The sequence below is a fragment of the Imperialibacter sp. EC-SDR9 genome (assembly GCF_902498805.1).
Lineage (GTDB): Bacteria > Bacteroidota > Bacteroidia > Cytophagales > Cyclobacteriaceae > Imperialibacter.
The window spans coordinates 158,995-185,356 of record NZ_LR701582.1; the positions used below are offsets into that span (position 1 = coordinate 158,995).

A 26,362-nucleotide genomic window follows, 5' to 3' on the forward strand; every position below is an offset into this window, starting at 1 on the left:
TGAATCTTTCAGTCCGTCCGGTCTACTCACTCCTCAATGTGCTGGCCGGATTTGTCTTCAGCGACTTTAGTGCATAGCTGCCCAGCACCACCCAGGAAGTAACCATCACGATGCCAGCCGCCAGCAAGTAGGCGAATGGCCCAAGGTTGATTCGGAAGGCGAATCCCTCAAGCCAGTCGTTCATTACATAGTAGTTGAGTGGCACCGCAATGAGCAAACTTGCGAGGAATAGAAGCGTCGTTTGTTTTAAGAGGATCATGAGTAATTGTTGTACAGAAGCACCTAATACTTTTCTGATGGCCATTTCTTTCATTCGCTGTGCCACAGTGAAGCTTGCCAGACCAAGAATACCCAGCACGGCCACCAGGATGGCCATAAAAGTAGCATAGAGTGTCATCGAGCCTATGCGTTCTTCTGTCTCGTAGAGGTTTTGGAACTGCTGATCGACAAAAGTGTAGTCAATCGGGTGATTGGCGTCAAAGCCTTTCCAGGCGCTCTCAATTTGAGCCATGGTTTCGCTAAGGCCGGCGGCATTGAGGCGTACCAGCAGCATGTTGTAGCGGTTACTGTTTCTGCCCCGGAAAACGTGGATGACTGGTTCTACGGCATTGGCCAGGGAGCTGAAGTTGAAATCTTTTACTACCCCAATCACCTCAAATCCTTCATCAGAATCAGGAAACATGAGCTTATGGCCTTCCACCGAAGCCCAGCCCAGCTGTTTCATAGCAGCTTGGTTGATGACCGACTTGCGTTGGTCGGAGCGCATATCAATATCAAAATCCCGGCCTTCCACAAACTCAATGTCCATGGTGGCGAAATACTTGTCGTCGACACTCACAAACCGCCAGTCGAGGGGAGCCCTGTCTCTGGCATCTTCCGATTGCACCAATACGAAACTCCCGCTGTACCTGCCTGGTGCGGAGTTGGAAGCACTCACCGATTTCACGCCCGGCACTGCTTCGAGCGAATTCCGGAAAGCGGCCCATCGCTGTTCGTTTTCTTCACCTTCACCTGACCGTGCATTGATGATCAGTACATTGTCGGGATCGAAATTCATGTCTGCTGTCTTCATGAAGTTGATTTGCTGATACATGATCAGTACAGCGCTGACAAGCATCACGGCAATTGCGAACTGGCAAGTGACTAGAATATTTTTTGGGTCAAAGCCGCTCCTCTTTAGAGAAGTGCTGCCATGCATCACTTCACAGGCCCTCAGCTTCGAAAGGGTGAGAGTAGGGTAAATACCTGCTACCAGGCCCAAACCGATAATGCCTGACAGGAGACTGGCCAATGGCATGGGCTCAAACAGAAATGCGAGAGACATTTGCTGCCCAAAAAGGTCTATGAAGTAGGGAAGCAGTACAAAAGAAAGCCCGATACCCAACACGCTGCCGATGGCAAAAAGGAAGGTGGTTTCTCCTGTAAACTGGAGAACCAGGTCTTTGCCCCCGGCGCCAAACGTTTTGCGCACTGCTACCTCTTTGAACCTGCCAAACGACTGGGCAGCGTTGAGATTCGCAAAGTTGAAAAAGGCAATCAGCAGTAGCCCGAAAGAGATATATCCCAGAAAATAGCCGTATTGCTGCTGTCCGGTGTTGAAGTCGTAATAGTCGGCCAGAGGCATCAGCTCAAGGGTGCCCCGCTCGGAGGGGGTGACAAATTTCTCCACTAGTTGAGGAAATTGCTCAACCAGGGCTTTCGGATCCTGCCCCTCCTGAAGTTGGATGAAACTGAACATAAAAGAAGCGTCCCAGCCAAAGTAGCCGAGCTCAGTCCATTGCTGCTTTCTTGACTCCAGATTGATGACAATATCAAAGTCGAAGCTGGAATTAAACGGGATCTTGCCCAGCACCCCGGTGACTTCATAGGTAACTGGTTCATTAAAGGCCACCTCAATTGTTTTGCCCAATGGGTCTTCGTCTCCAAAGATTCGCTTAGCCACCTCGCTACTAATCACTACCGACCTTGGATTTTCAAACACCCGACCCTTATCCCCATGAAGCATAGGAAACGAAAACATATCGAACATTCCCTGTTCACTGAAAGTCACGCCCTCGTTGTACTCCTGCTCCCCGTGACGGATCGTAGTTTCGCCGGCAAAAACAAATCGACCAATAGAAGAAACACTGGGAAACGCTTTTTGTACTTCTTCCGCCAGTGGTGCCCAGGTGTCGCTCACATCCATTTTTCCACCCTCGGGGGTCAAACGGGTGCGGTACAGGAAGTAGATATCTTCTGTGTTCTCATGAAACTGGTCATAGGTGATGATGTCGTAAGCATAAACACCCAGCAACAGGCTTACAGCCACACCCAGGGTAAGGCCAATCACATTAATGGAAGCAATGAACTTTCTGTGGCGGATGTTGCGCAGCGCAATCAGGAAATAGCTGCCCAGCAATGGCCAGTAGGAGCCGTTGTACCTGAATTGTACTGAGCGCTCTTCTTCACTGATGTCGGCAGGGGTGCCCAGCTCTTCAATGGCTTTTTTGCAGGCGTCTTCTACAGAGCAGCCCTTCGTTTGCAGTCGTTCAATACTTTGTCGCAGGTGATCTTCCAGTTCGGCGATCACGCCATCTTCCAGGTTCTTTTGTTTTCGGAGTTGTTGGCGCCATTGAGTGATGTGGCGTTCGATGAGTTGTTGATTATCCATGTGACGTTTTTGAGTTGAGTGACCAAAGCTTCTGGAGTACATGGTGCATGGCCAGCCAATGTTCCTGCTCTTGATGAATGGCCGCCTTGCCAAGCTCGGTAATGGCGTAGTACTTGCGGTGACGGCCATTGTCCGATTGGTTCCACTGCGAGGTGACCAGCCCCTCTTTCTCAAGCCTGTGGAGAACAGGGTATAGCATGCCGTCGGCCCATTCCAGTTGTCCGCCCGAAAGGGTTTTGATTTGTTGGATAATATCATACCCGTAGTTGGGGCCCTGTTGTAGGATACCGAGGATGAGAGGTTTGGAAGAAGCAGCAATCAATGATTTGGAAAAGTCCATATACTTAAGAAGTCTTTATACATAGATAATCAATGTATAATAAAAATACAAATCAAACCAGACGGAAAAGTCTGTCTACAGCTGTTTCATGAATTACTCGATTCGTAACTGGCTTGTCTTGGGGTATGCCCGTGAAAAGGATTTAGGAGTTAGTCCAGGCACTCAGCGCCTCATCAATCGCCTTCAGCAACTCATCAGCATTGGCCTGCGTGAAACACAGTGGTGGCTTTATCTTTAGTGTATTGTCGAAGGGCCCATCGGTACCTACGAGGATATTCTGCTCCTTGAGTTTGTTTTTCACAAAGGCAGCCAGTTCGGTGAAGGGTTCTTTTTTGCCCTTGTCTTTTACCAGCTCCAGCCCCAGAAACAAGCCCTGTCCCCGGGCATTGCCTGCCCATTCGTATTTCCTGGTCAGGTTCTCAAAGCCGTTGAGGATATAGGTGCCCAGTTTTTGTGCATGTTCAGGCAATTTTTCCTCTTCCAGCACGTCGAGCACGGCATGGGCGATGGCACAGGATACCGGGTTGCCGCCAAAAGAGCTGAAGAACTCCATACCAGTTTCAAAAGAAGCAGCGATTTCATCTGTGGTTACCACGGCGCCCATGGGGTGGCCATTGGCGATAGGCTTGCCAAGGATGACAATGTCGGGTATCACGTCCTGCATTTCGAAGCCCCAGAAGTAGTCACCTAGTCGGCCAAAGCCAGTTTGCACCTCATCGTTGATGCATACACCTCCATTGGCCCGCATATAGGTGTACACTTCTTTCAGGTAGCCTTTGGCCAGCGGCACCTGTCCACCGCAGCCAACGATCGGCTCAGAGATGAAAGTTCCGATTTCAAGATCACTTGCTTTTATTCTGGCGATCAGATCTACAGCATATTGTTTGCCTGCCGTACCGTCGTTCTGAGTGTATTGGCCTTTATAGGTATCGGGTAGTGCGGCCTCCAGAATATGCTCTGCTTTGCCCTGGCCGCCTTTGCGGTTGTATTTGTAATGGCTGATGTCTATCACCTGTCGGGTATTGCCGTGGTAACCGTGCTCCATCACCACAATGCCCTTTTTGCGGGAGTGCGTTTGCGCTAGCCGCAGGGCCAGGTCGCTGGCTGCACTGCCGGAATTAACAAAAAAGACTTTGGATAGCTTAGCCGGAAACTTGCTCAGCAGCTTCTCTGCATAGTTGTTGTAAACCTCGCTCAGGTAGCGGGTGTTGGTGTTGAGCCGGGCCATCTGTTGTTGACCAGCCTGCACCACTCTGGGGTGGCAGTGCCCTACGTGCGGAATATTGTTATAAGCATCGAGGTAGGTGTTGCCCAGGTCGTCGTGCATGTACTGAAAGGCGGCACCTACCATGTGGATGGGTTTATCGAAGCTGATGGACAATGCCTTACTGGCTACTTTCAGCCTTTTGCTCAGCAGCTCGTTGGTGTTGTCGCTAATAGTCGGAGGCAAGCCAATAGCTGTTCTGAACTCGTGACTGACCCGTCTGGGATTCATTCGAATCCATTTTTCCAGCAGATCCCAGGCTGGTTTTTCGCTAATAGTAATGTAGTCGCTGTCGGGCTTCAGGGTTTTTGTGTAAGCCGACTTGCTCACACTCACCGCCAGGCGGGTGCCGATGAGGTAAAACAGTAGGTCAATTTCTATCTCATCCAAGGGCAGCACCTCATGGTAGCCGGTCAGCACCGGGATGGCCCATTCCAGCGGTTCTTCTTTCTCAAACATCACGTAGGTAAGCGCTATGGCCAGCTCATTAATCAGCGGGCTGTAGCACATGTCGCCAAAGTCGATCAGGCCAGTGACCTTGTCGCCATTCACCAGCAGGTTCCAGTCGTTGGCGTCTCCGTGCAGGATTGTTTTCGGAAGTTTTCGCAGCAAGGGGTCGGCGACTTCTTTTTGTTGCATAAAAAAGTACTCAACCCATTTGCGTTTTTTTGAATCTTCGATATAGGAGACATACTGAAGATTGCGTGAATACAGTTTTAAATCCCAATCGAAATCTTTGGCGGCAACGGCTGAGTAGTATTGCCCGGTTAGCGCTTTGTCCATTTTGCCAAGAAGTTGGCCCAATGAGTAATACAGGGTAGTGCTTGGCGTTGATTCTGCAAAGAAGGAGCCTTCAAGAAAGGTGAGCAGGCGCAGGAATACGCTTTCGCCTTTGTTAGTTTGGATGATGGAGACTAGCTCCTGCCGGGCATTGGCGATGGGGTTGGAGAAGTAGCCCGGCAGCTCGTTGTTGAGCAGCAATAGAATTTTATTCTCGGCATCCAGCAGTTCTTCAAGGCCAGGCTCTTCCTGATAAATTTTGAGTAAGAAGGTGCCCTTCTCCGTTAAGGCTTTGAAGTTGGTGCTGTCGTAGCCTTCGAGGCTTTTGAAGTGGGTGCAGGCGAGGTTGTAGTGTTCCTGAAGTAGTGTGGGAACGTTGTAGGGGCTGTTCATTTGAATCTGTTGGGGGAGTTTTGTCGTGCCCACAGCCGTAGCTGGTGGCACGACAAATTTAGCAAATGGCCTAGTCAATCACCTGATGCACTTTCAGCCAATCGGCCAGCCTGTCTGCCCAGGAGTTGAATATTTCGTTTTTAGTGTTGACCATACCCAGGCCATGGGCTCCTTTTTCGTAAATGTGCATTTCGGCAGGCACTCCTGCTTTCTTCAGCGCCAAATAAAAATAAAGGCTGTTTTCTACTGGCACGGCCGAGTCTTCTGTGGTGTGCACCAAGAAAGTAGGAGGAGTAAGGTTGGTTACCTGTTTTTCGTTCGACATCAAGGTTTGTTCCTCCTTGTTGGGTGAGTCACCCAGCAGGTTGAACATAGAACCCCGGTGAGTGAAGCTGTCGTCCATATTGATTACCGGATAGCCCAGCACCATGTAGTTCGGTCTGGAACTGACTTTCTCTACAGCGTCTTTGCTGCTTTTGTCACCATCCGTGAAATGTGTGCCAAGACTGGACGCCAGGTGCCCACCGGCGGAGAAGCCCATGATGCCTACCTTGTTGGGGTCGAGCCCCCACTTACCAGCATTGGCTCTTACCGTTCTTAGTGCTCTTTCTGCATCCATCAGGGGCACCGGGTGGGTATAGCCGCTTTTGTGAAAACCCAGGCGGTAGTAGAGTACATAGGCCGTGACACCACGGTCGTTGTACCATTTGGCTACTTGCTTGCCTTCATGGTCATCGGCCAGATGCCCATAGCCGCCGCCGGGGCAGATAACAACTGCGGATTTCTGTGCGTTTTTGGTAGCCGGGTAGTAAGCCATCATATAAGGCTGGTCGGCATCTTCTTTGCTTTTGGCCATGGGAGCACCGTCAGGCCAGAGGTATATTTTTTCCTGAGCGAAGCTGTTCAACGATATGCAAATGATTCCGAGTAAGAGTAGGTATTTCATACTTCCTTTTTTTGAAAAGGAAATTACGGTGTTGAAATGAAATAGCAAATAAGAAGCTGAAAAAGGAAGAAGTGTTGGCAGGAGTCGGCGATTATATTGGGATGGCCGCAGCGAGGGAAATTGTAAGAAAGGAGAGAATCAGGCGTATGGATACACACGCCTGAACTTTAATTTGGGTACAAGAACCCATGTAATAAATGCTACTTCTTCTCAGCTACAAACTCCAGTGACACAGAGTTCAAACAATATCTCAAACCTGTTGGCTTGGGGCCGTCAGGAAACACATGGCCAAGATGACCGCCACAACGGGCGCACAGCACTTCGTCCCGCACCATACCTAACGATTTATCGGTACCAACGAGGATATTCTTCTTTTCCAGCGGCTGGTAGAAACTTGGCCATCCGGTGCCAGACTCAAATTTGGTCTGCGAGCTAAACAATGGAAGTGCACATGCTGCACACACATATTCTCCTTTGTCGTGGTTGTCCCAGTATTTGCCTGTGAAAGCTCTTTCAGTACCCTTTTCTCTCAGCACATAGTATTGGTCGGCTGTCAGCTTTTCTTTCCATTGCGCTTCTGTTAGCTTAAACTCTCCGGTGCCGGTATTGGCCGCAACTTCTTTTTGTCCCTGTGCCTGGCAGCTGGTAACGAATACCAACATAGCAAGGCCGGTCATTTTTATCAATAAGTTCTTCATGGCTTTCTTTTTTGGTATAACTACGAAGTTAACAAGAATGTTGGTTTATTCGGTTCAGTTTATTCGATCCAAACGTCACCAGGAAGACTGAACACATGAAGAAAGAAATAACAAAGCTCAAAAACTCAAAAGGCAAACTAATAGCAAATCCAAAGCTCTGAACTTAAGCCTAGTGCCAAATTACCGACAAGTGGCGTTACAGTTCAATTTCGAATTTGGCGCTTATTTGTTTTTTTGCCTTTTGCCATTTGAGCCTTTACCCTGCTATTCATTCCTGAGCGTACTTACCGGATTCGAATAGGCCGCTTTGATCGCCTGGTAGCTGATGGTCAAGCCAACAATCATCAAAGTAAGCCCCCCTGCCAGCAAGAAGCTTCCCGGCCCAATATCGATGCGAAAGCTGAAGTCATCAAGCCAGCCGTCCATGAAGTAGTAGACGACCGGCACGGCAATAAGTAGTGAGAAAAGAATCAGTAGGGCAAAGCCTTTGGAAAGTAGAATGACAATGTTGCCAATAGTTGCACCCAGCACCTTACGTATGCTGATTTCCTTCATTTTCTGCTGTGCCAGAAACATGATCAGGCCATACGAGCCCAGACAGGAAATAAGAATGGCAATACCCGCAAAATAGCCCACTATTTTTCCTAGTCGCTCCTCATTTCGGTATGAAGATGCGAGCGTTTCATCCAGGAAGGTATACTCAAATGCCTTTTCAGGGAAGTGTTTGATCCAAACCTGTTCAACGCCAGCGAGGGTTGCTGGCAAATTTTCAGGATGAATTTTTATAGAGAACATAGTGAAGTTGGCCACGGATACCCTGAACGCCAGAGGACCTATAGGCTGTTGCAACGTCATGAAATGAAAGTCTTTGATTACTCCAACCACCTGGCAGTCATTTCCTTCCACCGTGAATTTTTTGCCAATGGCCTCTTCATTCGAACCAAAGCCGTAGTCTTTCACAGCTGACTCATTAACGAGCACTGCGTTAAGATGGTCAGTGCCAAACGACTTGTCAAAGTCTCTGCCAGCAACAATGCTCAGCCCGTAGGTGTCGATAAAGTCATAGTCTACTGACAGAACGGGTGCAATGATGTTTTCTTCTCTTGTATGTCCATCGGGAACAACAGGCCGATAGACAGATCCCAAGCCCAGTGGGTTATCGGAAAGGGTGGACGCCAATACATTGGGGCTCCTCAATATTTCGTCTTCGAAGGTGTTCATTCGTTGTCTCATATTGCCTTCAACACCTCCAAAGGCATTATTGAAATTGTTGCTGAAAAGTGGCACATTAATAATGAAGTCTTTTTCAAAACCCATGGGCCGATTTCGCATGAAGTTGACCTGTTGGTATACTATGATGCCACCTGAGATTAAGATGATGGAAACGGTGAACTGGATAATAACCAGGGTTTTTCTGAATGACAAACCTGACCTTCCTTTGTTTGAGAGGATGCCTTTGAGCGAATTGGCGGGATCTATTTTGGTCACGAAGAAAGCGGGGTAGATACCAGCAGCCACAGCGGTGATCAACACCAGCCCCAGGAAGATTAATACATTAGTGATAGTTAGAAAATCGGAGTACACCAGCTCTTTGTCCGTGAGGGTATTGAGAGAGGGCAATAGATAGAAAGACAGCCCGGCAGCAATGAAGGCCGCAGCCAGGCTAACAACGAATGACTCTCCCAGGAACTGCATCACTAATTGCGTTTTCCAGGCACCCAGTACTTTTCTCATGCCTATTTCTTTCGTCCGCTGTAGTGACCTTGCCGTGGATAGGTTAATGAAGTTAATGCAGGCAATGAGCAAAGTTAGAATGGCAATGGCAGAGAAAATATAAACAAATGTAATGTCCGACACTGCCTCTGGCTCAGCAGAGAGATTGGCATACAGCCGGGTATCGGTCATGGGAAACAGAGACCATTTTTGACCAATTTTGATGGGCTCTGGCACAAACTTGTCATAGAACTCCGGGAATCTTGCATTGGCAGTTGCTGCCGATTCTGCTTCCTTGAGTAGTACGTATGTGTAGAGGTGAGAAGCCACCCAGTTTTGGTTCAGTCGCTCTTTCAGCTGCTGCCCATCCCCCTGCTCTATGTCAAACAAGTTGTCAAAGGGAGCGATCATATTGAATCTTACGTGAGAAGCACTCGGAAAGTCTTTGATCACGCCAGTTACATTGAAGGGATGGTTACCGGCAAGGTAAATGGTCTTTCCAATAGGGTTTTCGTCTCCAAAGTACTTTGTGGCGACTTCTTCTACGAGCACAACCGAGTAGGGGCTTTTCAGCATCGTTTTTGGGTTGCCCGCCACATAGTTGAAGGAAAAAATATCCTGAATTGTACTGTCCGCAAAAAAGACTCTGTTTTCTTCGAACTGTTTTTTGTTCCCTGCCTCATCCCTGACCTCTACGCTGGCATCCCTATTATAAAGCCTGGCTGCGTTCTCTATTTCCGGGAAGAATTCTGTCAGGTGAGGAGCAATAGGCAAAGGACTTCGTGCAAGATTGAATCCATTGATTTCATATTTGAGCCTGTAAATGCGATCACTCTTGGTGTGAAACTTATCATAGCTCAACTCATCCTGCACATATATGAAGAGGAGCAGGCAGCAGGTGAGGCCGATAGACAGCCCAAGAATATTGATGAGAGAATAGGCTTTGTGACGCAGAAGATTCCTTATCGCCACTTTGAAGTAGTTCTTAAGCATGTCCTTTGAGTTTTGAGTTACTGTATGAGCGAATTAATGTGAAAAAGGTTGCTTTTATTACGCTAATGGTGGAAATCAATTTCCTTGTGTCATTATTTTTATATCGGTTGATGGCAGTGGCGGCCACGATTACTCCAAAATAGAAAACAAATGCCAATACACAGAGTGCTTACTGATAAAGAATTGAGCCGCAGGGAGTTTGTGCGGACATCCGGCTTGCTGGGCCTCATGGTGTATGGCGGCGGAGTACTGGTGGGCTGCAAACAAGAAAGTGATAAACATTTCGATGCGATTGTCGAGAATGACATCATGATCGACATGCGGGATGGGGTACGACTTGCCACCGACGTTTATTTCCCTGCAAAAGGCGATAATAAAGTTGATAAGGCCTTTCCTGTGATTCTGGAGCGTACACCTTACGGCAAGCATTTACCAGTCGTTTCGGAAGTGACAGCTGCAGATACTAAAACCTATAAGAATAGGGCAGAGGTAGCAGCATTCTTTGTTAAGGAAGGTTACATTGTTGTCTACCAGGACTGCCGTGGCCGCTATAATTCTGAAGGTGAATATGTGAAGTACTTGTCCGACCCAAACGATGGTTTCGATACATGTGAGTGGATTTTGAAGCAGCCATGGTGCAACGGGAAGATCGGCACAATGGGCTTGTCGTATGCCGCTCACAACCAGGCGTCGCTGGCCAGTGCCGGAGCTCCGGGGGTAGTGGCGATGTGGCTCGACTCGGGAGGCTTCTCCAACAGCTATCAGGGCGGCATTCGGCAGGGGGGAGCTTTTGAGCTCAAGCAGGTCACCTGGGCAATTAGAAATGGCCCGAAAGATCCTGAAGCATTGAAAGATACTGTGATTCAGGAAACTTACAAGAACATGGACGTTCATGGCTGGTTCAAAAAAATGCCGTGGCAGCCGGGTAATTCTCCCTTAACCGCCGTGCCAGAATATGAAGACTATGTGTTTGAACAGTGGCGGCATGGCGACTTCGACGACTACTGGAAGCAGCCCGGCATTTATGCGCAGGGCTACTATGATAAATTCCCGAACGCAGCACAGGTGCACATGAGTGGTTGGTACGATCCCTATCCCCGGACAGCCATTGATAATTACATCGGCATGAAGAAGCTGGGCAAGGGGCCTCTGAAACTCATCATTGGGCCGTGGATGCATGGTAGGAGGTCGTTCACCTATGCCGGCGATGTTGATTTTGGCCCTCAAGCCACCCTGGATACAAACCTGTCGCCCGACTACCTCACGGCCAGGCTACGTTGGTTCGATCAATGGATGAAGGGAGAGAACAACGGCACCAAAGAAGAACCCGAGGTAGCGGTGTTTGTGATGGGAGGGGGCAGCGGAAGGAAGAACGCTGAGGGAAGGCTTGACCATGGTGGGAAGTGGAGGCTTGCGAAGCAATGGCCGATACCCGAAGCGCAAGAGTTGAAGCTGTATTTGAGCAGTGAAGGAGGGCTGCGAAGGGAGCTGGCCGCAGATAGCGAGCCTCTTTCATTTACATATGACCCCGAACATCCAGTACCAAGCATTGGTGGAAACATTACGTCGGGTGCGCCCATTATGGAGGGTGGTGCCTTTGATCAGGTGGAGGGGGGACGTTTTTTTGGCTCCGAGAGCGAAGGCAGAAAGCTTTCGGATCGGTCGGATGTGCTAAGCTTTCAAACAGAGCCGCTGGAGCAGGACATCGAGGTAACGGGGCATATACTGGCCAATCTTTGGGTTTCGTCCAACTGTGTGGACACGGATTTCACCATGAAGCTCGTCGATATCTATCCGCCGTCCGAGGACTACCCGAACGGCTTTGCAATGAATATTACGGACGGAATTTTACGATGCAGGTACAGAGATTCATGGGAAAAACCGACGCTTATGACACCCGGGGAAGTATATCCCATTTCCATAGAACCATTTCCCAGCAGCAACTTCTTCAAAAAGGGACATAGAATAAGACTGGACATATCGAGCAGTAATTTCCCGCATTTTGACCTCAACTTCAACACAGGTGAGCCTGAAGGGATGGCTACCACTAAGAAAGTGGCTACAAACACGGTTTATATGACCAGGGAACAGCCTTCGCACATTGTGTTGCCTGTCATTCCGTTTGGAGACTGATGCAGCTTTTGCATAAATTGTTCGTCATTTTGATATGAATTTCCGTATACTCAACCATTCAAAATAAAAGGACTAATAATGATCAAACTGCAAAACATCGACAAGTATGTCGATTCTAAATTTCAGAGGGTATTTATACTTAAAGGGATTGACCTGGAGGTAAAGCAAGGAGAATTTGTCAGCATCATGGGCCCATCAGGCTCGGGTAAATCGACTGTTTTAAACATCATCGGTATGCTCGACAAGCCAAACGCTGGAGAGTACTATTTCCTTGATGAGCCAGTTCATAAATTCAGTGAGCGAAAGACCTCTGAGCTACATAAAAACCATATTGGGTTCGTTTTTCAGGCTTATCACCTGATTGACGAGCTGACTGTGTATGAAAACATTGAAACACCTTTGCTGTACCGTGGAGTAAAGGGTAAGGAGCGCTCCAGCATGGTGGCAGAAATGCTCGACCGCTTTTCTATGGTGGCCAAAAAAGACCTCTTCCCTGAACAACTTTCAGGCGGGCAACAGCAGTTGGTAGGTATTGCCAGGGCCATTGTAGGAGAGCCGAAGTTGCTTCTGGCCGATGAACCTACCGGTAACCTGCATTCGGAGCAGGGCAAAGATATTATGGAGCTTTTCAAGAAGCTGAACGAAGAAGGAATGACCATTATTCAGGTAACTCACAACGAGGCATATGCGGAATATGGCACTCGTATTGTGAAGCTTGAAGATGGAATGATCGTTAGCGACGTTCAAAACAAAAAATAGAAGCCCAAAAAGACGCAGTCTATTGTAGCCAGTTGTTCAGCAGCTGGCTATTTTTTTAACTATAGAAGCTGGCTTTCTTTTTCTTGATGAATATTTGGCGGAAGCTGTTGCCCCACAGCGACCCTAGCCCGCCAGCAATGGCACCTATGAAGCCCGAGCCAATTACCAGGTAAATAGGATCGTCCACTTTGAACAGTGCAGCTACCTTGGCAGTAAGTATACTGTGTGATTCAATATCTATTTTCCATGAAATAACCATCCAAAGCAAGCCAACGCCAATAAAGCCACTGACAAATGCACCAAAGCTGCTGGTTGGAATTGCCAGCGACACTCCTGCAGCCACCACTACCATTCCCCACCAGGGAAGGTACAGGCCTGACAGGTAAGCCAATCCGGCGATGAGCATTACTTTTATAATTAGTTTCATTTTTTGGAAGGGTTAAGCGTTTGAACCAGCGTTGCATCGGCAGCAAGATCAGCCTGCTGAGATGTGAATTGCAGGCTGAGGTATTTGCCGGTTGCCCAGGGCGTGACCATATCCGCATAAGTCGGGTTACCCGGGTTGCCTGTTTGGCTGCCGGGGTAAACTCCCCAGGCTTTTACGCCTGCCTTGTCCAGATCCACCACCATTCTCCAGGAAGGCCCATGCCTTCTGCTGGCGGCATTAACAATGCCATGATTGCCACCAATCGGCACATTGCTTACACTGAATGGTTCCAGCCGCATGAGATGCTGAATGGTCGTGTTTTTGAAGTTGGCCCAGGTGAGGTCAACAGCGTGGTTGTTTCTCCAGCTTTCAACGCTGTCAAGTGCGGAGGCAAAGGTCATTGACAAAACATCCTTTATCGTTTCTTTTCCGGAGGTGCCAAGCACATCGGCGAAAGCCAGATCAGGAATGTTTTTCATGAGCACGCTGGTGTGGTAGTTATGCGGCTTGTAGGTCGCTACAGTCATTGTGTCAAACTCATCCCACAGCAACTCGTAAAACTGATCCCACCACTCTTCGAAGTAGATCGGCGCTACTCTTTCGGGGTCGTTAAAATAGTCCCACTTGCGTAACAATTGATAAACCTCCCTGGTGCTGGCAACCATTTTCCCCGTATCAAGGCTGTCGAGCATGAATGTAAGATTCTCGTAGGCGAGGTAGTTGTAGTTGTCGTTTTGCAGCTTCATCATGTCTTCGGGCTTAATCCCCTGCATGATTTTCAGCCGGTCGTTAATTCGCCTGTTTCTATAGTGCTCGTAATTATAGTCGTAAACATAATAGGGATAGGTGGCGTCTGCCGGGTGCTGGTTCGCTGAGCTTACGAAATTCCTCGCTGGATTGAGTTCGTGGATGTTTTGCTGTTGAGGAACGAAAGGCCCCCAGTCGTATTTACTGTAACGCCCGTCCATCAGGAATTTTCCCTGCTCGGGGTATTTTACAGGGAACTTACCCTGCACCCACATGGCAATATTGCCGTGCACATCTCCGTAGACAATGTTTTGAGGAGGCCCTGAGTAGTGTTTGAGCCCCTCCAGGTAGTCGTTATAGTTTTTGCCACGGTTGAAATGATAGAACAGACGGAAGTCGTTGGAGGTGTCGTGGGCTGTCCACCGAAAAGCAAAATTCACCTGCTCGCCGTTGCCTTTAAAGTTTCGGTCGTAAGTCACAGGGCCAAAGTGGGTGTAGATCACCGTGTCGTACTTTGTGTCCTCTCCTCTTACAATAATTTTTTCTATCACCTTTTGTGTTTTCAACCATTTGCCCTCGTAGAGGTATTCGTCACGGTCGTCATTTCTGAATTGGATGTAGAACCAATCTGCCACGTCTCTCTTGGCGTTGGTAAATCCAAAAGCGATAGAATCTGTAAATCCAATGGTGATGCCGGGTGATCCGGGGAAAACAGCACCCATTACATTTACTGATGGGCTATGCAGGTGTGCCGCATACCAAATGGAGGGTAAGTTGAGGCCAAGATCTGGTTCGTTGGCCAGCAACACATTGCCGCTTGCCGTTTTGCTGCCAGCCACAGCAAAGCTGTTACTGCCATTTTTAGGGTCGGGCTTGTTGATAACCTGCTTTATTTTTGCCAGGGGCAGAGAGTCGTTGGGACTAGCAACTTTTAAGGGCTCGAAGTCAAACTTAGTGCCCGCTGTAATAATTGGATCAATTCCAGGGTCTCTGTCAGGAAACAAAAAGTTGAACGTGTCTTTGCCCAAAAGCCTCAGCATGTTGGTGTTTTCCAGGTCGGCTTCCCCTGAAGAAAGCTGATCAGACATTTCTTTGAGCAGTAAGCATATTTTATAGGGGCTAAATGGCTCCGGCTCATAGTCGAGCAATTTGTATTCTATCGGGAGATCTTTGTAGTCCAGCGTGGCGATGTAAGCATTTACACCATCGCTATAGGCCTTAAGCATTCCGTATATGGCCTTGTCTTTTTTTACCTCATCAAGCATCCAGTTGGCGCTGTAGGCCAGTCCTTTTCTTCGTTGCTGCTGATCAAGCGATAGGGTGAGGGGGCCAAGAATTTCCGACAGCCGACCTGCTGTTTTGTAGAGTTGGAACTCCATTTGCCAAAGCCGATGGAAGGCGATGGTATATCCTTCTGCAAAGTAGAGATCGTGGTCGTTTTCGGCGAAGATGTGTGGAATCAGGTCTTTGTCCCAGTATATTTTTACAGGTTCTTCCAGGCCTTCCAAAGTGAGCTGCTCTGGTGCTTTGATGGCGGTGTATTCGCTGTTGGCCCAGAAACCACTCATTGGGTTAAGGAATTTCCCCAGAGGTGGGATATTGCCATTTTTGGAATTCAGAACGACTACAAGAACGATCGTTATTATTGTGAAAAAGACAAACTTAAATACTTTCATTCTGGGGCTGGGTTTCTACGTCGAAATATAGCCACTTTTAAAAAGGTCTTCAGGGATTCGTCAAAAAATGTGATCGATGTTTTTTTAGGTGGTCGTTATGGATTGATCAACGACAGCAGGGGCGATTGCCGACGAAATACTAAGCAAGGATGTCGCTTGTAGCTTTATCGTTTTAATGAAAGGCAGAAGGTTTGGAGAACCAGCTTTCACCGCCTTTGAAAAGATGTGTGGGAAGGTAAAATTCCAGTTTCCACTGCAATAGCAGGTAAGAATCATTCCCAGCTTCTCCTCGTTTTGCTCCCGGGATCATGGCCTCGTAGGCAGCTTCATTTACCACGTCTATTTCATCTTTCCTGTTAGAAAGGGCGAGCGCTTTGCCCGAAAGACCGCTTCCGTAGTTTTCTGACACATCGTCGAGCCTGTCGGTAAATGCATAGCGGTAACCGACTTCGCCAACCAGGTTAATGAACTCGTTAATCCTTGCTTTTACTCCCACACCAAATGGAATAACGATGGCAGTCCCTTTGTAGGTAGTACCCTCAGTCGCCAGGGGGCGGAGGGCTTCCCATTTCCCGTCGAGCTGAGCTTTGGGGTTTACGGTTGTCACCCCAACCGCAACATGTGCGTACGGTTCAAACTTTCTTCTCTGGTGATAGATTTTATTATAGGGCTTGAAGTAATACATAGCTCCTAATTGTCCTTCAAAATTATTGGAACGAAAAGAAAGGTTGCGTTGTTTGCTGAAGCTACTGTCTTCAGCATAGGTGTCACTGCCCGATATATTATAGTAAACAAACTCAGCCCTGGCTGCCCACCGGGTAAGCAAGCGGCACTCTACCCCAAGGTTGAGGTTAGAAAGCCCCTGCTGAAACCCCTTTCCGTTGTTCAGCTCTCCCAGGTACAGTGTGTGACCAGTTCCGGCAGTCAGACTGAAATAACGGTCGTTGTATTGCCAGGATAAAAAATTCTGGGCGGATACCTTTACATAAGGGATCAATAAAATGGCAAGGAGGATAGCTTTTTTCATACGCCTAAGGCCGAAAATAGGAAATGTTTTACATTTTAGGGACAACTGCTCCCATTTTAAGCCATATTTTCATAAACCAGTCAACGTGGTTTGACCCTGACAGGCACTCGAAATTTATATTACTTTCTCAAGCCTTTCTACAATTTGCAACACGGCTGGACAAACCTGGGTGTTTCTCATCGTAAGATCCAGGATTTGGTGCATCTTCTTTCTGTTTGTGTGGGGATACTCTCTGCAAGCTCTTGGGCGGGCTTCATATATGGAGCAATAGTTGTCAGCGCCCAGAAAGGCACAGGGGGAGCTTTTTAGCACATAGTCGCCCTCATTGTCAATTTTTAAATACTCTTCCGTAAACGCAGATGGCTTAACTTTCAAAAACCGGGATATTCTGTCGATATCGGCACTAATAAAAATGGGGCTGGTGGTCTTGCAGCAATTGGCGCAGGCCAAACAGTCCACTTCTTCAAACACTTCTTCATGAAGTGCGTGAAAAAGATCGTCCAAATGGGCGGTTCTTTTTCTTTTAATTTTTGAAATAAACTTCTGAAATCCTGGTTTTTTACTGATTGCGTCAGAAGCGAACCGTTCTAAATCCATTTTATGAATGTAAGGAAACACCCACTAATCCACTTTTTCTTTTTTAAATGTTGAAAGCCAGCTTAAAGCATCTTCCTGTGATGTAAAAAGCCTGGTAGGTATGGTGGGTTTGCTAACGCTGAGGAAGAAGTTACCCAGCAGCCGATTGACTGGCGAGCCCACAACCAGCGCACAAGCGTTCATGTTTTTGATTCCCTCACCCTCAGCAAAAGCCGAACGAGCATCTTTTGTGATTGTTTTCACGCTTGAAACATCTCCAAGGAAAGGATATGTTTTTTCACCACAGGCTTCTACCCGGGTAGTAATCATGTGGTTGGCCACTTCCAGACTGACTTCGTCCACTTTGTAATACCCAAACATAATATTGTCTTCCACCCAAATCTTTATGTACTGGTTTTCTATCATATCATTCACTCTGTTACGGATGTAGGGTTCTTAGCTCATTAGGTCATATTCAGGACAGATGGCAGAGTAATTTTGGATCGTAAATAACAATAACTAATCTCAAGTAGTAAGGTTCAAAAGTAAACTATTTTTCTAATGGCTAAAACACGTCACAATCATTTACTGGATACAATCGATGATATTATCACCAGTGCCGCTAATAAGGGCATTGTTCACCTTCATTCTCAGGGAGACTCCCTGTCGGGCTCAACCCTAAGGATCAATGACAGGGAATTGAAGCATTTCGGTACCTGTGGTTATTTAGGACTAGAGCAAGACTCCAGGCTAAAAGCAGGAGTGATTGATGCCGTGACGAAATATGGCACTCAATTTCCTATGTCGAAGACATATGTGTCATCACCGTTGTATGCCGAGTTGGAAAATTTGGTAGAAACTATGTATGGCTATCCGGTTATTCTCACTAAGAATAGCACCCTTGGTCACATCACTGTTATTCCTTCTATCATAAGAGATGACGATGTTGTTATCCTGGACCAGCAAGTGCATGCAAGTATACAAAGCGCCGTACAAATGCTGAAGCCAAAAGGCGTTAGAGTAGAGGTTATCCGTCATAGCAACCTCGAAATGCTAGAGGAAAGAATACAGGAGCTGCGCTCAAAATACAACCGCATCTGGTACATGGCCGACGGCGTGTACTCCATGTACGGCGATGTGGCTCCGATAAAGGAAATGCAAAAGCTGGCTGACAAATACGATCAACTCTACTTGTACGTAGACGACGCCCACGGAATGAGCTGGGCTGGCGAGCATGGCACAGGATTTATTATGAGCCAGGTTGAGATGCATAGAAAAATGGTGTTGTGCGCTACCATGGGCAAGTGCTTTGGCGCTACCGGGGGACTCATTGTTTTTCCCGAAGAGGAAATGCGACGCAAAGTAAAAATATTCGGTGGCCCCCTTACTTTCTCAGTGCAAATAGAACCACCTATGCTTGGGGCTGCCATTGCTTCCGCTAAAATTCACCTTTCGGATGAAATATACACCATGCAGCAGCGGCTGGCTGGTAAGATTGAGTTTTGCAATGAGCTTATTCGGCAAACTGACCTCCCCTTGGTGGTAGAGAATGAATGCCCTATTTTCTTTATAGGTACGGGCATGCCGGCTACAGGCTACAATTTTGTGGAGCGGCTGATGAACGAAGGGTACTATGTCAACCTGGGTGTGTTTCCAGCAGTACCTGTGAAAAACACGGGCGTTCGGTTTACAATCTCTTGCCACAACAGCGAAGCAGACATTGAAGGCTTTGTCGAGGCGATGGACTACCACTACCCGAAGGCATTGGAAGATGAGGGCAAAACAGAGAACGAAGTGCGCAAATCATTTAAAATGCCACTGTTAACGGAGAGGGCTGTTGTGGAGGCAAAAGTCTCGTCGGAGCTTACTACAGAGATGAGTACAACCGTCGAAGCATTTCCAGAAGATGAATGGAACAGGCTGATCAGCAAAAACATGTCTGTCGACTGGAAAGGTATGAAATTCATTGAGGAGGCATTTTCTGGTAACGACCTTCCCGAGGAAAACTGGAAATTTCATTACCTAATGGTGCGAGATGGTCATGGAACGCCGGTTTTGGCTACATTCTTCTCAAGCGCACTCTGCAAGGACGATATATTCGCCCAGGCTGGCGTTTCCATTCAACTTGAAGAGGATAGAAAATATAATCCCTATCTGCTTACTTCACAAACCCTTGTGATGGGCTCTTTGATGACCGAAGGCAACCACTTTTACCTGAATAAGGAGCATGGCCAGTGGGAAGAAGCTGTCAGGATCATGATTGGAAAGGTCGGCGAAATACAGGAGTCTGAGAAAATAAGTGCTACCTACCTGAGAGATTTTGACGACAACGATCCTAAACTGAAGGAGGTGTTTCACGACCAAGGCTTTGTGAAAGTGGATGTTCCGGACTCTTGTGTAATAGACAAGCTTGGGTGGAAAAATACAGACGAATTCCTTGAGGGACTCTCAACCCGCTCACGTCGCCACGTTCGTTACGATGTGCTGAAGTATGAGCATATGTTTGATGTTGAGGTAATAAACTCACCTTCTAAAGAGGATATGAAGCATTTTCAGAGCCTGTTCAGGAACGTTAGGAACAGGAACTTTGCCATTAATGTGTTTGATTACCCTGATAAATTTTTCCAGATGATGCCAGGCGAAGCTGGATGGGAGTTTGTTGTGCTGAGGCTGAAGCCTGAATTCGATAGTAACCAGAAACCCGTGGCCGTTGCCTTTAATTACCGCAATGACGCCGGAGTATATACATTCCTTTTGATAGGAATGGACTATGAATATCTCGAAAAGTACAATATATACAGGCAGACTATTTACAGAACCCTTGAGCAGGCCAACACGCTTGGCTATCAGACGCTGCGACTAGGTATTTCAGCAACCATTGAGAAGAAGAAATTTGGCGCTAATGTTCATCCAAAGGTGGCGTTTGTCCAGATCAAGGACAACTTCAACATGGAACAGATTGAGCAATTGGCGGTAAGCCAGGCTTGATTTAAAGGAAATTATTTTACTCTCTTTATTATATCTTATGACCGTATCAGAAATGAGTGTAACTACGGATGACGAGCGACTTGATAGAATCAATGCCTTGATTGTAAGGCTGGCTTCCGGGGACTTGAATGCCAGAGAAAGGCCGTCGGATGACTTCGATGAAATCGATGCTATTATCGCAGGGATAAATATGCTGGGCGAGGAGCTTCAAAGCTCTACAGTTTCACGCAATTACCTGAAAAGCATATATGATGGTATTGTAGACATGGTCATCATTGTCAAAGAGGACGGTCTTATTCAGGGAGTAAATGGTGCCGTAACGAAACTGCTCGACTACTCGGAGAGTGATTTGGTTGGGAAGAATTTGTCGGAGGTTTTTAGCTCCGATTCTGCCGAGCCTCTGGGTTTTCTGGAGCACATGCGAGATGATAGCAGCCTCCATAATATTGAAGGCATGGTGGTGGGTAAGTCGGGTAAAGAAACGCCGGTTAGTACCTCCTGCTCAATTTTGATTGACTCAAAAGGCGAACCTGCAGGCCTACTGCTTGTTGCCAAGGACATGACTGTTCAGAAACAAATTGAGGCTGAACTTAAGAAAAGCAAAGAAGCAGCTGAGTTGTCCAATCGCATGAAAAGCAGTTTTCTGGCCAATATGAGCCATGAAATCAGGACGCCTCTCAATGGGATACTTGGATTTACCGAATACCTCATAGGGATGAGCATTACCGACGAGCAAAAGGAATACCTTCAGCTGATCGAAAGATCCGGCCAAACGCTAATGAAGCTTTTAAGTGATATTCTGGATCTTAACAAGATAGAAGAAGGGAAGCTTGGTTTTGATTATGTGCCCATTCATTTCAAAGAGACCATGACCTCTTCTCTGCAGCCATATAAATACATGGCCAATGAAAAAGGAGTGGAGTTTGACCTCCATTTTGAAAACTTCGATAAGATTTCCCATGTGTATTGCGACCCTACCCGTGTAAATCAGATAATGGTGAACCTGGTAGGAAATGCGCTGAAATTTACCAGCAAGGGAAAAGTAAGCATCAGCCTAAGCATTTCCCCCATAAGCGATGGCAAGCAAGCGATGATCAGAGGTTGTGTTTCCGATACAGGGATAGGTATTCCAGAGGGCGTCAAAAATGATATTTTTAAGGCATTTGTGCAGTCCGATTCATCTATTACAAGGAGATTTGGTGGCTCAGGTCTGGGCTTGTCGATTGTAAAAGAGCTTATTCACCTAATGGGAGGCGAAATCAGCATTGGCAGCCCCTCTCACATAGGCACAGCCGAAAACCCTGGCTCTGAGTTCAATTTTAACTTCTCTGTGGATATAGCCGAATCACCGGCAAAAGAAGCTGTCGAAAAGTTCGAAAAACTGGAATTTACATCCCCACATAAGTTGCTTGTCGTCGAAGACAATGAGATGAACAGGATACTGGCAGGGAGAGTGTTGAATAAATTTGGAGCAACAGTTGAATACGCTGTGCATGGCAAAGAAGCAGTACAGATGCTCAAGATGAATAACTATGATGCTATTTTAATGGACGTTCAAATGCCTGTAATGGATGGCCTTCAAGCCACACGAATTATCAGGAGACTTGGGTACAATTTGCCGATCATTGGCCTGTCTGCCAATGTGTTCAAGGAAGATATAGACAGGAGCAGGCTAGCTGGCATGGACGATCACATTGGTAAGCCATTTACCAAATTATCCATTTTCAGAGCGTTGAAAAATGCGTTAGAATAGATCAAGCACTATTCCTATCTTCCGCCACATGGTATGCTTTAAGCAGGTTGGCAGGCATTTCCTCCCGGTTGTCTACAGCACCGAATCGCCGGTTTTTTTGGCAATGCTGCGTTGTTTTGGTCTTGATTGCCACCTGCAAACTTCTGTCCGGTAGTTGACCACTTTATGATTCTATAAGGTTTTCTCTCCCTTTGCATTAATTTATGCTGGATATTAACGCCTTCGAACTATAATTGTAAATTAGAGGGAGTTTAACCGTAGACCAGTGTCAGGTAAATAGTATGGATCATCTCTTTTACTGAAATAGTCGAAAATGTAAAGCGTACGCCAGATGCTTCCAAAACACGAGATTCCAGATCACCTCAAAGGCAGAATTGACGACATTATTCAGTTGGTATATGAGATAGCCAATGGTAATTTCGAATATCGGCTTCCTCGCTATGGATTCAATGACGAATTGGATGGCCTTGTCGGTGGAATCAACATGTTGGGTGAGGAGCTCAAGTCCTCCATGGTATCCAAAAACTACCTTGAAAGCATTTATAAGGGGGTAGTAGATGTCCTGTTCATTCTTGATATCAATTTTAGAATTGAGGAAGTGAATGAAATCACACTGGAAAAGTTTAGGTGTGAAGAAAGTGCTTTGCTCAAACAGCCACTTGCTGAGTTGCTAAGCGAGAATGAGCAGATACTCCTTGAAAGGGTGAGGGCGGAACTTGGCGAGAAAAACATTTGCCGGATCAATGAGTTGCACTTCTCCTTTAACGGCGAGCTTTCCAAGCCGCACTCAGCCACTTTTTCCTACCTCCTCAATAGCCAGAATCAGCCCTCCAATATCCTGCTAATTGCCAAAGACGTCTCTGTTTTTAAAGAGGCAAGGGAACGGGCTGAGGCGTCCAATGAGGCCAAGACACGCTTTTTGGCTAACATGAGTCATGAAATAAGGACGCCCCTGAGTGCCATTTTGGGGTTTATCGACCTGATGTTTGAAACCTCCCCTACAGAGGAACAGCAAAATTTCTTAAGGCTTATTAAGGCTTCCGGTGAAGACCTCTCCAAACTGATTAATAATATTCTCGATATCAATAAGATTGAGGCAGGCAAGCTTACGCTTGAACAAATAGAATTTCAGTTTGAAGAAATAATGAAGTCAAACTTGAATCCTTATCGTTACCTGGCCAGAGAAAAAGGGATCGATTTGTCCATTAATATTGACCCTGACATACCTAAAGTGCTTATTGGAGACCCTCAAAAGATAAACCAGGTAGTCCGAAATCTTGTAAGCAATGCGGTGAAGTTTACAGTGGCCGGTAATATAAATGTGAATTTCACCAGCTTGCCAGCCAGGCCCGGCTACGCTATTATTCAGGGAGATATTATCGATTCGGGCATCGGCATCCCCTCCAATAAGCTAAACGTCATTTTTGATAGCTTCACCCAGGCTGATGATTCCACCTCCCGTAACTATGGCGGATCCGGTTTGGGACTTACTATCTGCAGGTATTTACTTAACTCTATGGACGGAGACATAAGAGTAGAAAGCCCACCAGTGAGTTTTGGGTTCGAAAAAGGTACCGCATTTACATTTACCATGGAGCTCAAGGTGGCAGACTCGCAGGTTGTGAAGCCAAAAGAGGAAGTACAAGCCTTGAAGCTCAAATTCAGCCGACAATATCATATACTCGTGGTTGATGACAACGATCTCAACCTGAAGCTTGCCAAGCGGGTGTTGGAAAATCTGGGTGCCAAAGTGCTTGTAGCCGACGGTGGTCAGAGTGCGTTAGATCTGATCAATATCCATGACTTTGATTTGGTGTTCATAGACATTCACATGCCCGAAATGGACGGCTACGAACTGGCAGTAAGAATCAGGAAAATGCAATATAATATGCCGCTTATCGCACTTTCGGCAGATGCATATGAGGAAGCTGTGCTAAAGTCGCTTCAATCGGGCATGAATGCTCACGTGAAAAAACCATTTACAAAGGAGGAGATTTTCGTTGCTTCAAAGGGTTTTTTAGAGCTTTAGCGACTTATTTTTTTTGAATAATCCCCATCATTTCGATAGAGTAGTTGTCTTTGGCTTGAATAAAAGCAACCCTGGGATAAATGGTGGCGCCGAGTTTCTTTTTCTCAAAAGATGAGGAGTAACCAAAGTTTATTTTCTTAAAGCCCAACGACTGCGCTCTTACAATTGTCTGATACAGCATTTGCCTGTAGGTCTGATACTTCTGCACATAGTCGTAGTCCATGCCGATGAATGCAGGCACGTAGGTTATGTTATTGTTGTTGAAACAGAACATGACCGCAATGGGGTTGTCGGTTTCATTTTGTCCCTGTTTTTCTTTTTTAAGCCTCAATACGATAAACTCCCAGTTGGGATTCTCCGACATCTGTTCGAAAACGCCTTTGTTAAACGGAAACGTATTGACATCTAAGTTCTTGTTCCAGACGTTTTGGTACAGTTTCATAAACTGGGAAACCTCTTCTGGCACAAGCTTTTGCTTTACTTCGATGTCAAAGTAGTCTTCGTAGGGAGCCACGTCTTGTCTGAAATGCTTCCTGGATTTGCTGGAAAGCGTTGAAATATATTCTTCTGTGTTTGCCCATGACAGATCTTCCAAAGAGCATGACTCAGGTAGGGTAGTTTTAAAAAATCCTTTCTTCAAAACATACTCTTCAATTTGCGTGTCACTTTCGTCAAAGTCTCTCAGTACAATAGAAGAAGGCTTCAGGGCCTCATCCAGCTCTTCCACTTTTTCGATAATAAGATTCATCGCATTTCGCCACCGCTCGTCCTCTTTATCAAGAAAGAGGTGAGGACCTTCAGTAAACAGCGATCCCATAATTAGCGCAGTAGAGACCATGAAGTCGGGCTCTGTTTTCCTTTTCTCTTCAAATTCCTTGGAAATTGAAGCCGGAGCCAACATGTCTTCTTTCCAAAGAGCCAAAGTGAAAAAGGTAGCGGCTATCACTTTTTTATTTTCATCCCGAACGAGCAGATAAAAGAACTGCCAGTTATTTTCCTTCTCTGCATTATCAGTAAAGGTCTTCTCAAGAAACTGAAGCCCGGCATGATTGAAAACGCCCTCTCCTCCAAAGTACTTGTCCCAGGTTTTGGCGTCAATTTCCCTAGCAGAGCCATAGGTTTCTAATGTCAGTGTCTCTGTTTTCCTGGCTACGACTTTGTTTTCTTTTTCAATGAGCGGAAGGTCAAAAATCTTTCGTATGCTGTTCATCGAATAACGCTCTTCCTCCAATGTCTTCGGAAAGTTTTCGTTCAACGCAGACACCAACTGCTCAATGTCCTCACGATGGTTATGCCGGGAGATTGTAAACCTAATGCCAGTTTTCTTTACCGGTACAGCAGGAAAAATTCCCATGTTGCCATAGAAACCGGCATCATACATTTTGTTGACAAAATTATAGCCCACGGCAGGTGCGCCTGCTCCGATATAGAAAACCGGGCAGTCATTTCTATCTACCAGCGGTAGATTCGTCTGCGCCAGCAAATCATTGCAATAGTCTATTTTGCCACGCAATTCTGCTTGCATCTCAACGATCTCAGGGCTGAGGTGAATCTTGGCAGAGGCAATGGCAGCTGCAACAGATGCCGGTTCGAGCTGAGCAGAAAAAGTGAGCGGTCCTCCAAAGTTTTTTACCTTATTGAAGTAGGGCAGGTTGGAAGAAACCAGTATGCCTCCGCTTGCGCCAAACGACTTGCTGAGTGTGCTGAAAAGGAATACATTCTCTGGCAGTTCTTTGTATTGGTTAAGCACATAACCGGTTCCGTTCTCACCTACCCAGCTCATGCCATGCACGTCGTCGAAATATAGGTATAGCTGTGGATACTTCGCACAGAGGGTCTTTAGATGCTCAATTGGTGCGGTGTCGCCAAACATGGAATAAACACCATCAGCACAGTACCATATTTTTTCCCGGCCAGGGCTTAGTACTTTAATTTTTTCCTCAAGCATATTCATATTATTATGCCTGATCATATCTACTGTCACTCCTCTGTTTTTTAGCAGCAGGGATGCATTCTGCACACTCCAATGGACATAGTGATCTAAAATTACAGCATCCTCATCTCGTACAATCGATGGAATTACTCCCATGTGGCCAAGCGTGCTATTTTTCATAACAAGCACGGGAACTTTAAACATGAGATTTAACTTTTCTTCTAGTTCCTGGTACAGCGAATGGGAAACATAACTTTTGGATAGGGGAAATTGCGTACCGAATTTTTGAATGGCGTCGATGGCCGCATCTTTTAACCGTTGATCTTGCTCAAGTCCGAGGTATCCTGTGGTGCCGAAGTGGAAAAGATCGTTGCCATTTATTTTGATAGTTCTACCTGTAAAACTTTCATCTTCGGTGTGCAATTGTATGACGCCTCTGGATTTTGCGTCCTCTGCTATGGTATTAAGTGTATCAATTAAGTTATTATGTTTTACTTTTGCCATTCGGGTTAGTTAGATTGCCAGCTAAATTACACC

The 26,362-nt window shown here is 46.6% G+C and carries 17 protein-coding genes; 5 read left to right on the forward strand and 12 right to left on the reverse strand.

The annotated features are described in order from the left end of the window. Nucleotides 1-22: 22 nt before the first annotated feature. The 6 genes from GC130_RS12010 to GC130_RS12035 form a co-directional block, all read right to left on the reverse strand. Nucleotides 23-2,650: an ABC transporter permease gene (locus tag GC130_RS12010; RefSeq protein ID WP_193217842.1), complete on the reverse strand. Its 2,628-nt coding sequence runs from the start codon at nt 2,648-2,650 to the stop codon at nt 23-25. After that, the gene (locus GC130_RS12015; RefSeq protein ID WP_151998554.1) at nt 2,643-2,990 is read right to left on the reverse strand and encodes a PadR family transcriptional regulator; all 348 of its coding nucleotides are present in this window, start codon (nt 2,988-2,990) and stop codon (nt 2,643-2,645) included. Before GC130_RS12015 ends, GC130_RS12010 begins: the two co-directional genes overlap by 8 nt. Nucleotides 2,991-3,132: 142 nt before the next feature. Continuing rightward, nucleotides 3,133-5,427, reverse strand: coding sequence for an aminotransferase class III-fold pyridoxal phosphate-dependent enzyme (locus tag GC130_RS12020; RefSeq protein ID WP_151998555.1), 2,295 nt, complete (start codon nt 5,425-5,427; stop codon nt 3,133-3,135). Between the two features lie 70 nt (nt 5,428-5,497). Beyond that, nucleotides 5,498-6,373, reverse strand: coding sequence for an alpha/beta hydrolase (locus GC130_RS12025; RefSeq protein WP_151998556.1), 876 nt, complete (start codon nt 6,371-6,373; stop codon nt 5,498-5,500). Between the two features lie 200 nt (nt 6,374-6,573). Next, on the reverse strand, nt 6,574-7,071 hold the full coding sequence (msrB, locus tag GC130_RS12030) for a peptide-methionine (R)-S-oxide reductase MsrB (RefSeq protein WP_151998557.1): 498 nt from the start codon (nt 7,069-7,071) through the stop codon (nt 6,574-6,576). A 264-nt stretch (nt 7,072-7,335) separates the two neighbouring features. Continuing rightward, the gene (locus GC130_RS12035; RefSeq protein WP_151998558.1) at nt 7,336-9,777 is read right to left on the reverse strand and encodes an ABC transporter permease; all 2,442 of its coding nucleotides are present in this window, start codon (nt 9,775-9,777) and stop codon (nt 7,336-7,338) included. A 150-nt stretch (nt 9,778-9,927) separates the two neighbouring features. Here GC130_RS12035 and GC130_RS12040 point away from each other — a divergent pair, with 150 nt between their 5' ends. Then, nucleotides 9,928-11,910 (forward strand): CocE/NonD family hydrolase, encoded by a 1,983-nt coding sequence (locus GC130_RS12040; RefSeq protein WP_151998559.1) that lies wholly within the window; start codon nt 9,928-9,930, stop codon nt 11,908-11,910. 78 nt (nt 11,911-11,988) lie between these two features. Then, on the forward strand, nt 11,989-12,669 hold the full coding sequence (locus GC130_RS12045) for an ABC transporter ATP-binding protein (RefSeq protein WP_151998560.1): 681 nt from the start codon (nt 11,989-11,991) through the stop codon (nt 12,667-12,669). 55 nt (nt 12,670-12,724) lie between these two features. On the opposite strand, the gene GC130_RS12050 is transcribed toward GC130_RS12045, so the two are convergent. The 5 genes from GC130_RS12050 to GC130_RS12070 all read right to left on the reverse strand — a co-directional run bounded on the left by GC130_RS12050 (nt 12,725) and on the right by GC130_RS12070 (nt 17,548). Then, on the reverse strand, nt 12,725-13,096 hold the full coding sequence (locus GC130_RS12050) for a hypothetical protein (protein ID WP_151998561.1): 372 nt from the start codon (nt 13,094-13,096) through the stop codon (nt 12,725-12,727). Next, entirely contained in the window at nt 13,093-15,519 is a 2,427-nt protein-coding gene (locus tag GC130_RS12055) for a penicillin acylase family protein (RefSeq protein WP_151998562.1), read from the reverse strand. The genes GC130_RS12050 and GC130_RS12055 overlap by 4 nt, the downstream gene beginning before the upstream one ends. 172 nt (nt 15,520-15,691) lie before the next feature. Next, complete coding sequence (locus GC130_RS12060; RefSeq protein ID WP_151998563.1) at nt 15,692-16,546, reverse strand: DUF6089 family protein; 855 nt, start codon at nt 16,544-16,546, stop codon at nt 15,692-15,694. A gap of 114 nt (nt 16,547-16,660) precedes the next feature. Further along, the gene (locus GC130_RS12065) at nt 16,661-17,143 is read right to left on the reverse strand and encodes a YkgJ family cysteine cluster protein (RefSeq protein ID WP_151998564.1); all 483 of its coding nucleotides are present in this window, start codon (nt 17,141-17,143) and stop codon (nt 16,661-16,663) included. A 24-nt stretch (nt 17,144-17,167) separates the two neighbouring features. Then, the gene (locus tag GC130_RS12070) at nt 17,168-17,548 is read right to left on the reverse strand and encodes an STAS/SEC14 domain-containing protein (protein WP_151998565.1); all 381 of its coding nucleotides are present in this window, start codon (nt 17,546-17,548) and stop codon (nt 17,168-17,170) included. Between the two features lie 135 nt (nt 17,549-17,683). Between GC130_RS12070 and GC130_RS12075 the strand changes: the two genes are divergently transcribed. The 3 genes from GC130_RS12075 to GC130_RS12085 all read left to right on the forward strand — a co-directional run bounded on the left by GC130_RS12075 (nt 17,684) and on the right by GC130_RS12085 (nt 23,892). Further along, nucleotides 17,684-20,110 (forward strand): bifunctional aminotransferase class I/II-fold pyridoxal phosphate-dependent enzyme/GNAT family N-acetyltransferase, encoded by a 2,427-nt coding sequence (locus tag GC130_RS12075; RefSeq protein ID WP_151998566.1) that lies wholly within the window; start codon nt 17,684-17,686, stop codon nt 20,108-20,110. Between the two features lie 52 nt (nt 20,111-20,162). Continuing rightward, nucleotides 20,163-21,863 (forward strand): response regulator, encoded by a 1,701-nt coding sequence (locus tag GC130_RS12080; RefSeq protein WP_193217843.1) that lies wholly within the window; start codon nt 20,163-20,165, stop codon nt 21,861-21,863. Nucleotides 21,864-22,194: 331 nt separating this feature from the next. Beyond that, complete coding sequence (locus tag GC130_RS12085) at nt 22,195-23,892, forward strand: response regulator (protein ID WP_151998568.1); 1,698 nt, start codon at nt 22,195-22,197, stop codon at nt 23,890-23,892. Nucleotides 23,893-23,896: 4 nt separating this feature from the next. On the opposite strand, the gene GC130_RS12090 is transcribed toward GC130_RS12085, so the two are convergent. Then, the gene (locus GC130_RS12090) at nt 23,897-26,329 is read right to left on the reverse strand and encodes an aminotransferase class I/II-fold pyridoxal phosphate-dependent enzyme (protein ID WP_151998569.1); all 2,433 of its coding nucleotides are present in this window, start codon (nt 26,327-26,329) and stop codon (nt 23,897-23,899) included. Nucleotides 26,330-26,362 lie beyond the last annotated feature (33 nt).

What these genes read in the sequence shown, in the direction of transcription:
- GC130_RS12010 (WP_193217842.1), bottom strand. Translation starts at nt 2,650, where the DNA reads ATGGATAATCAACAACTCATCGAACGCCACATCACTCAATGGCGCCAA.
- GC130_RS12015 (WP_151998554.1), bottom strand. Translation starts at nt 2,990, where the DNA reads ATGGACTTTTCCAAATCATTGATTGCTGCTTCTTCCAAACCTCTCATC.
- GC130_RS12020 (WP_151998555.1), bottom strand. Translation starts at nt 5,427, where the DNA reads ATGAACAGCCCCTACAACGTTCCCACACTACTTCAGGAACACTACAAC.
- GC130_RS12025 (WP_151998556.1), bottom strand. Translation starts at nt 6,373, where the DNA reads ATGAAATACCTACTCTTACTCGGAATCATTTGCATATCGTTGAACAGC.
- msrB (WP_151998557.1), bottom strand. Translation starts at nt 7,071, where the DNA reads ATGAAGAACTTATTGATAAAAATGACCGGCCTTGCTATGTTGGTATTC.
- GC130_RS12035 (WP_151998558.1), bottom strand. Translation starts at nt 9,777, where the DNA reads ATGCTTAAGAACTACTTCAAAGTGGCGATAAGGAATCTTCTGCGTCAC.
- GC130_RS12040 (WP_151998559.1), top strand. Translation starts at nt 9,928, where the DNA reads ATGCCAATACACAGAGTGCTTACTGATAAAGAATTGAGCCGCAGGGAG.
- GC130_RS12045 (WP_151998560.1), top strand. Translation starts at nt 11,989, where the DNA reads ATGATCAAACTGCAAAACATCGACAAGTATGTCGATTCTAAATTTCAG.
- GC130_RS12050 (WP_151998561.1), bottom strand. Translation starts at nt 13,096, where the DNA reads ATGAAACTAATTATAAAAGTAATGCTCATCGCCGGATTGGCTTACCTG.
- GC130_RS12055 (WP_151998562.1), bottom strand. Translation starts at nt 15,519, where the DNA reads ATGAAAGTATTTAAGTTTGTCTTTTTCACAATAATAACGATCGTTCTT.
- GC130_RS12060 (WP_151998563.1), bottom strand. Translation starts at nt 16,546, where the DNA reads ATGAAAAAAGCTATCCTCCTTGCCATTTTATTGATCCCTTATGTAAAG.
- GC130_RS12065 (WP_151998564.1), bottom strand. Translation starts at nt 17,143, where the DNA reads ATGGATTTAGAACGGTTCGCTTCTGACGCAATCAGTAAAAAACCAGGA.
- GC130_RS12070 (WP_151998565.1), bottom strand. Translation starts at nt 17,548, where the DNA reads ATGATAGAAAACCAGTACATAAAGATTTGGGTGGAAGACAATATTATG.
- GC130_RS12075 (WP_151998566.1), top strand. Translation starts at nt 17,684, where the DNA reads ATGGCTAAAACACGTCACAATCATTTACTGGATACAATCGATGATATT.
- GC130_RS12080 (WP_193217843.1), top strand. Translation starts at nt 20,163, where the DNA reads ATGAGTGTAACTACGGATGACGAGCGACTTGATAGAATCAATGCCTTG.
- GC130_RS12085 (WP_151998568.1), top strand. Translation starts at nt 22,195, where the DNA reads ATGCTTCCAAAACACGAGATTCCAGATCACCTCAAAGGCAGAATTGAC.
- GC130_RS12090 (WP_151998569.1), bottom strand. Translation starts at nt 26,329, where the DNA reads ATGGCAAAAGTAAAACATAATAACTTAATTGATACACTTAATACCATA.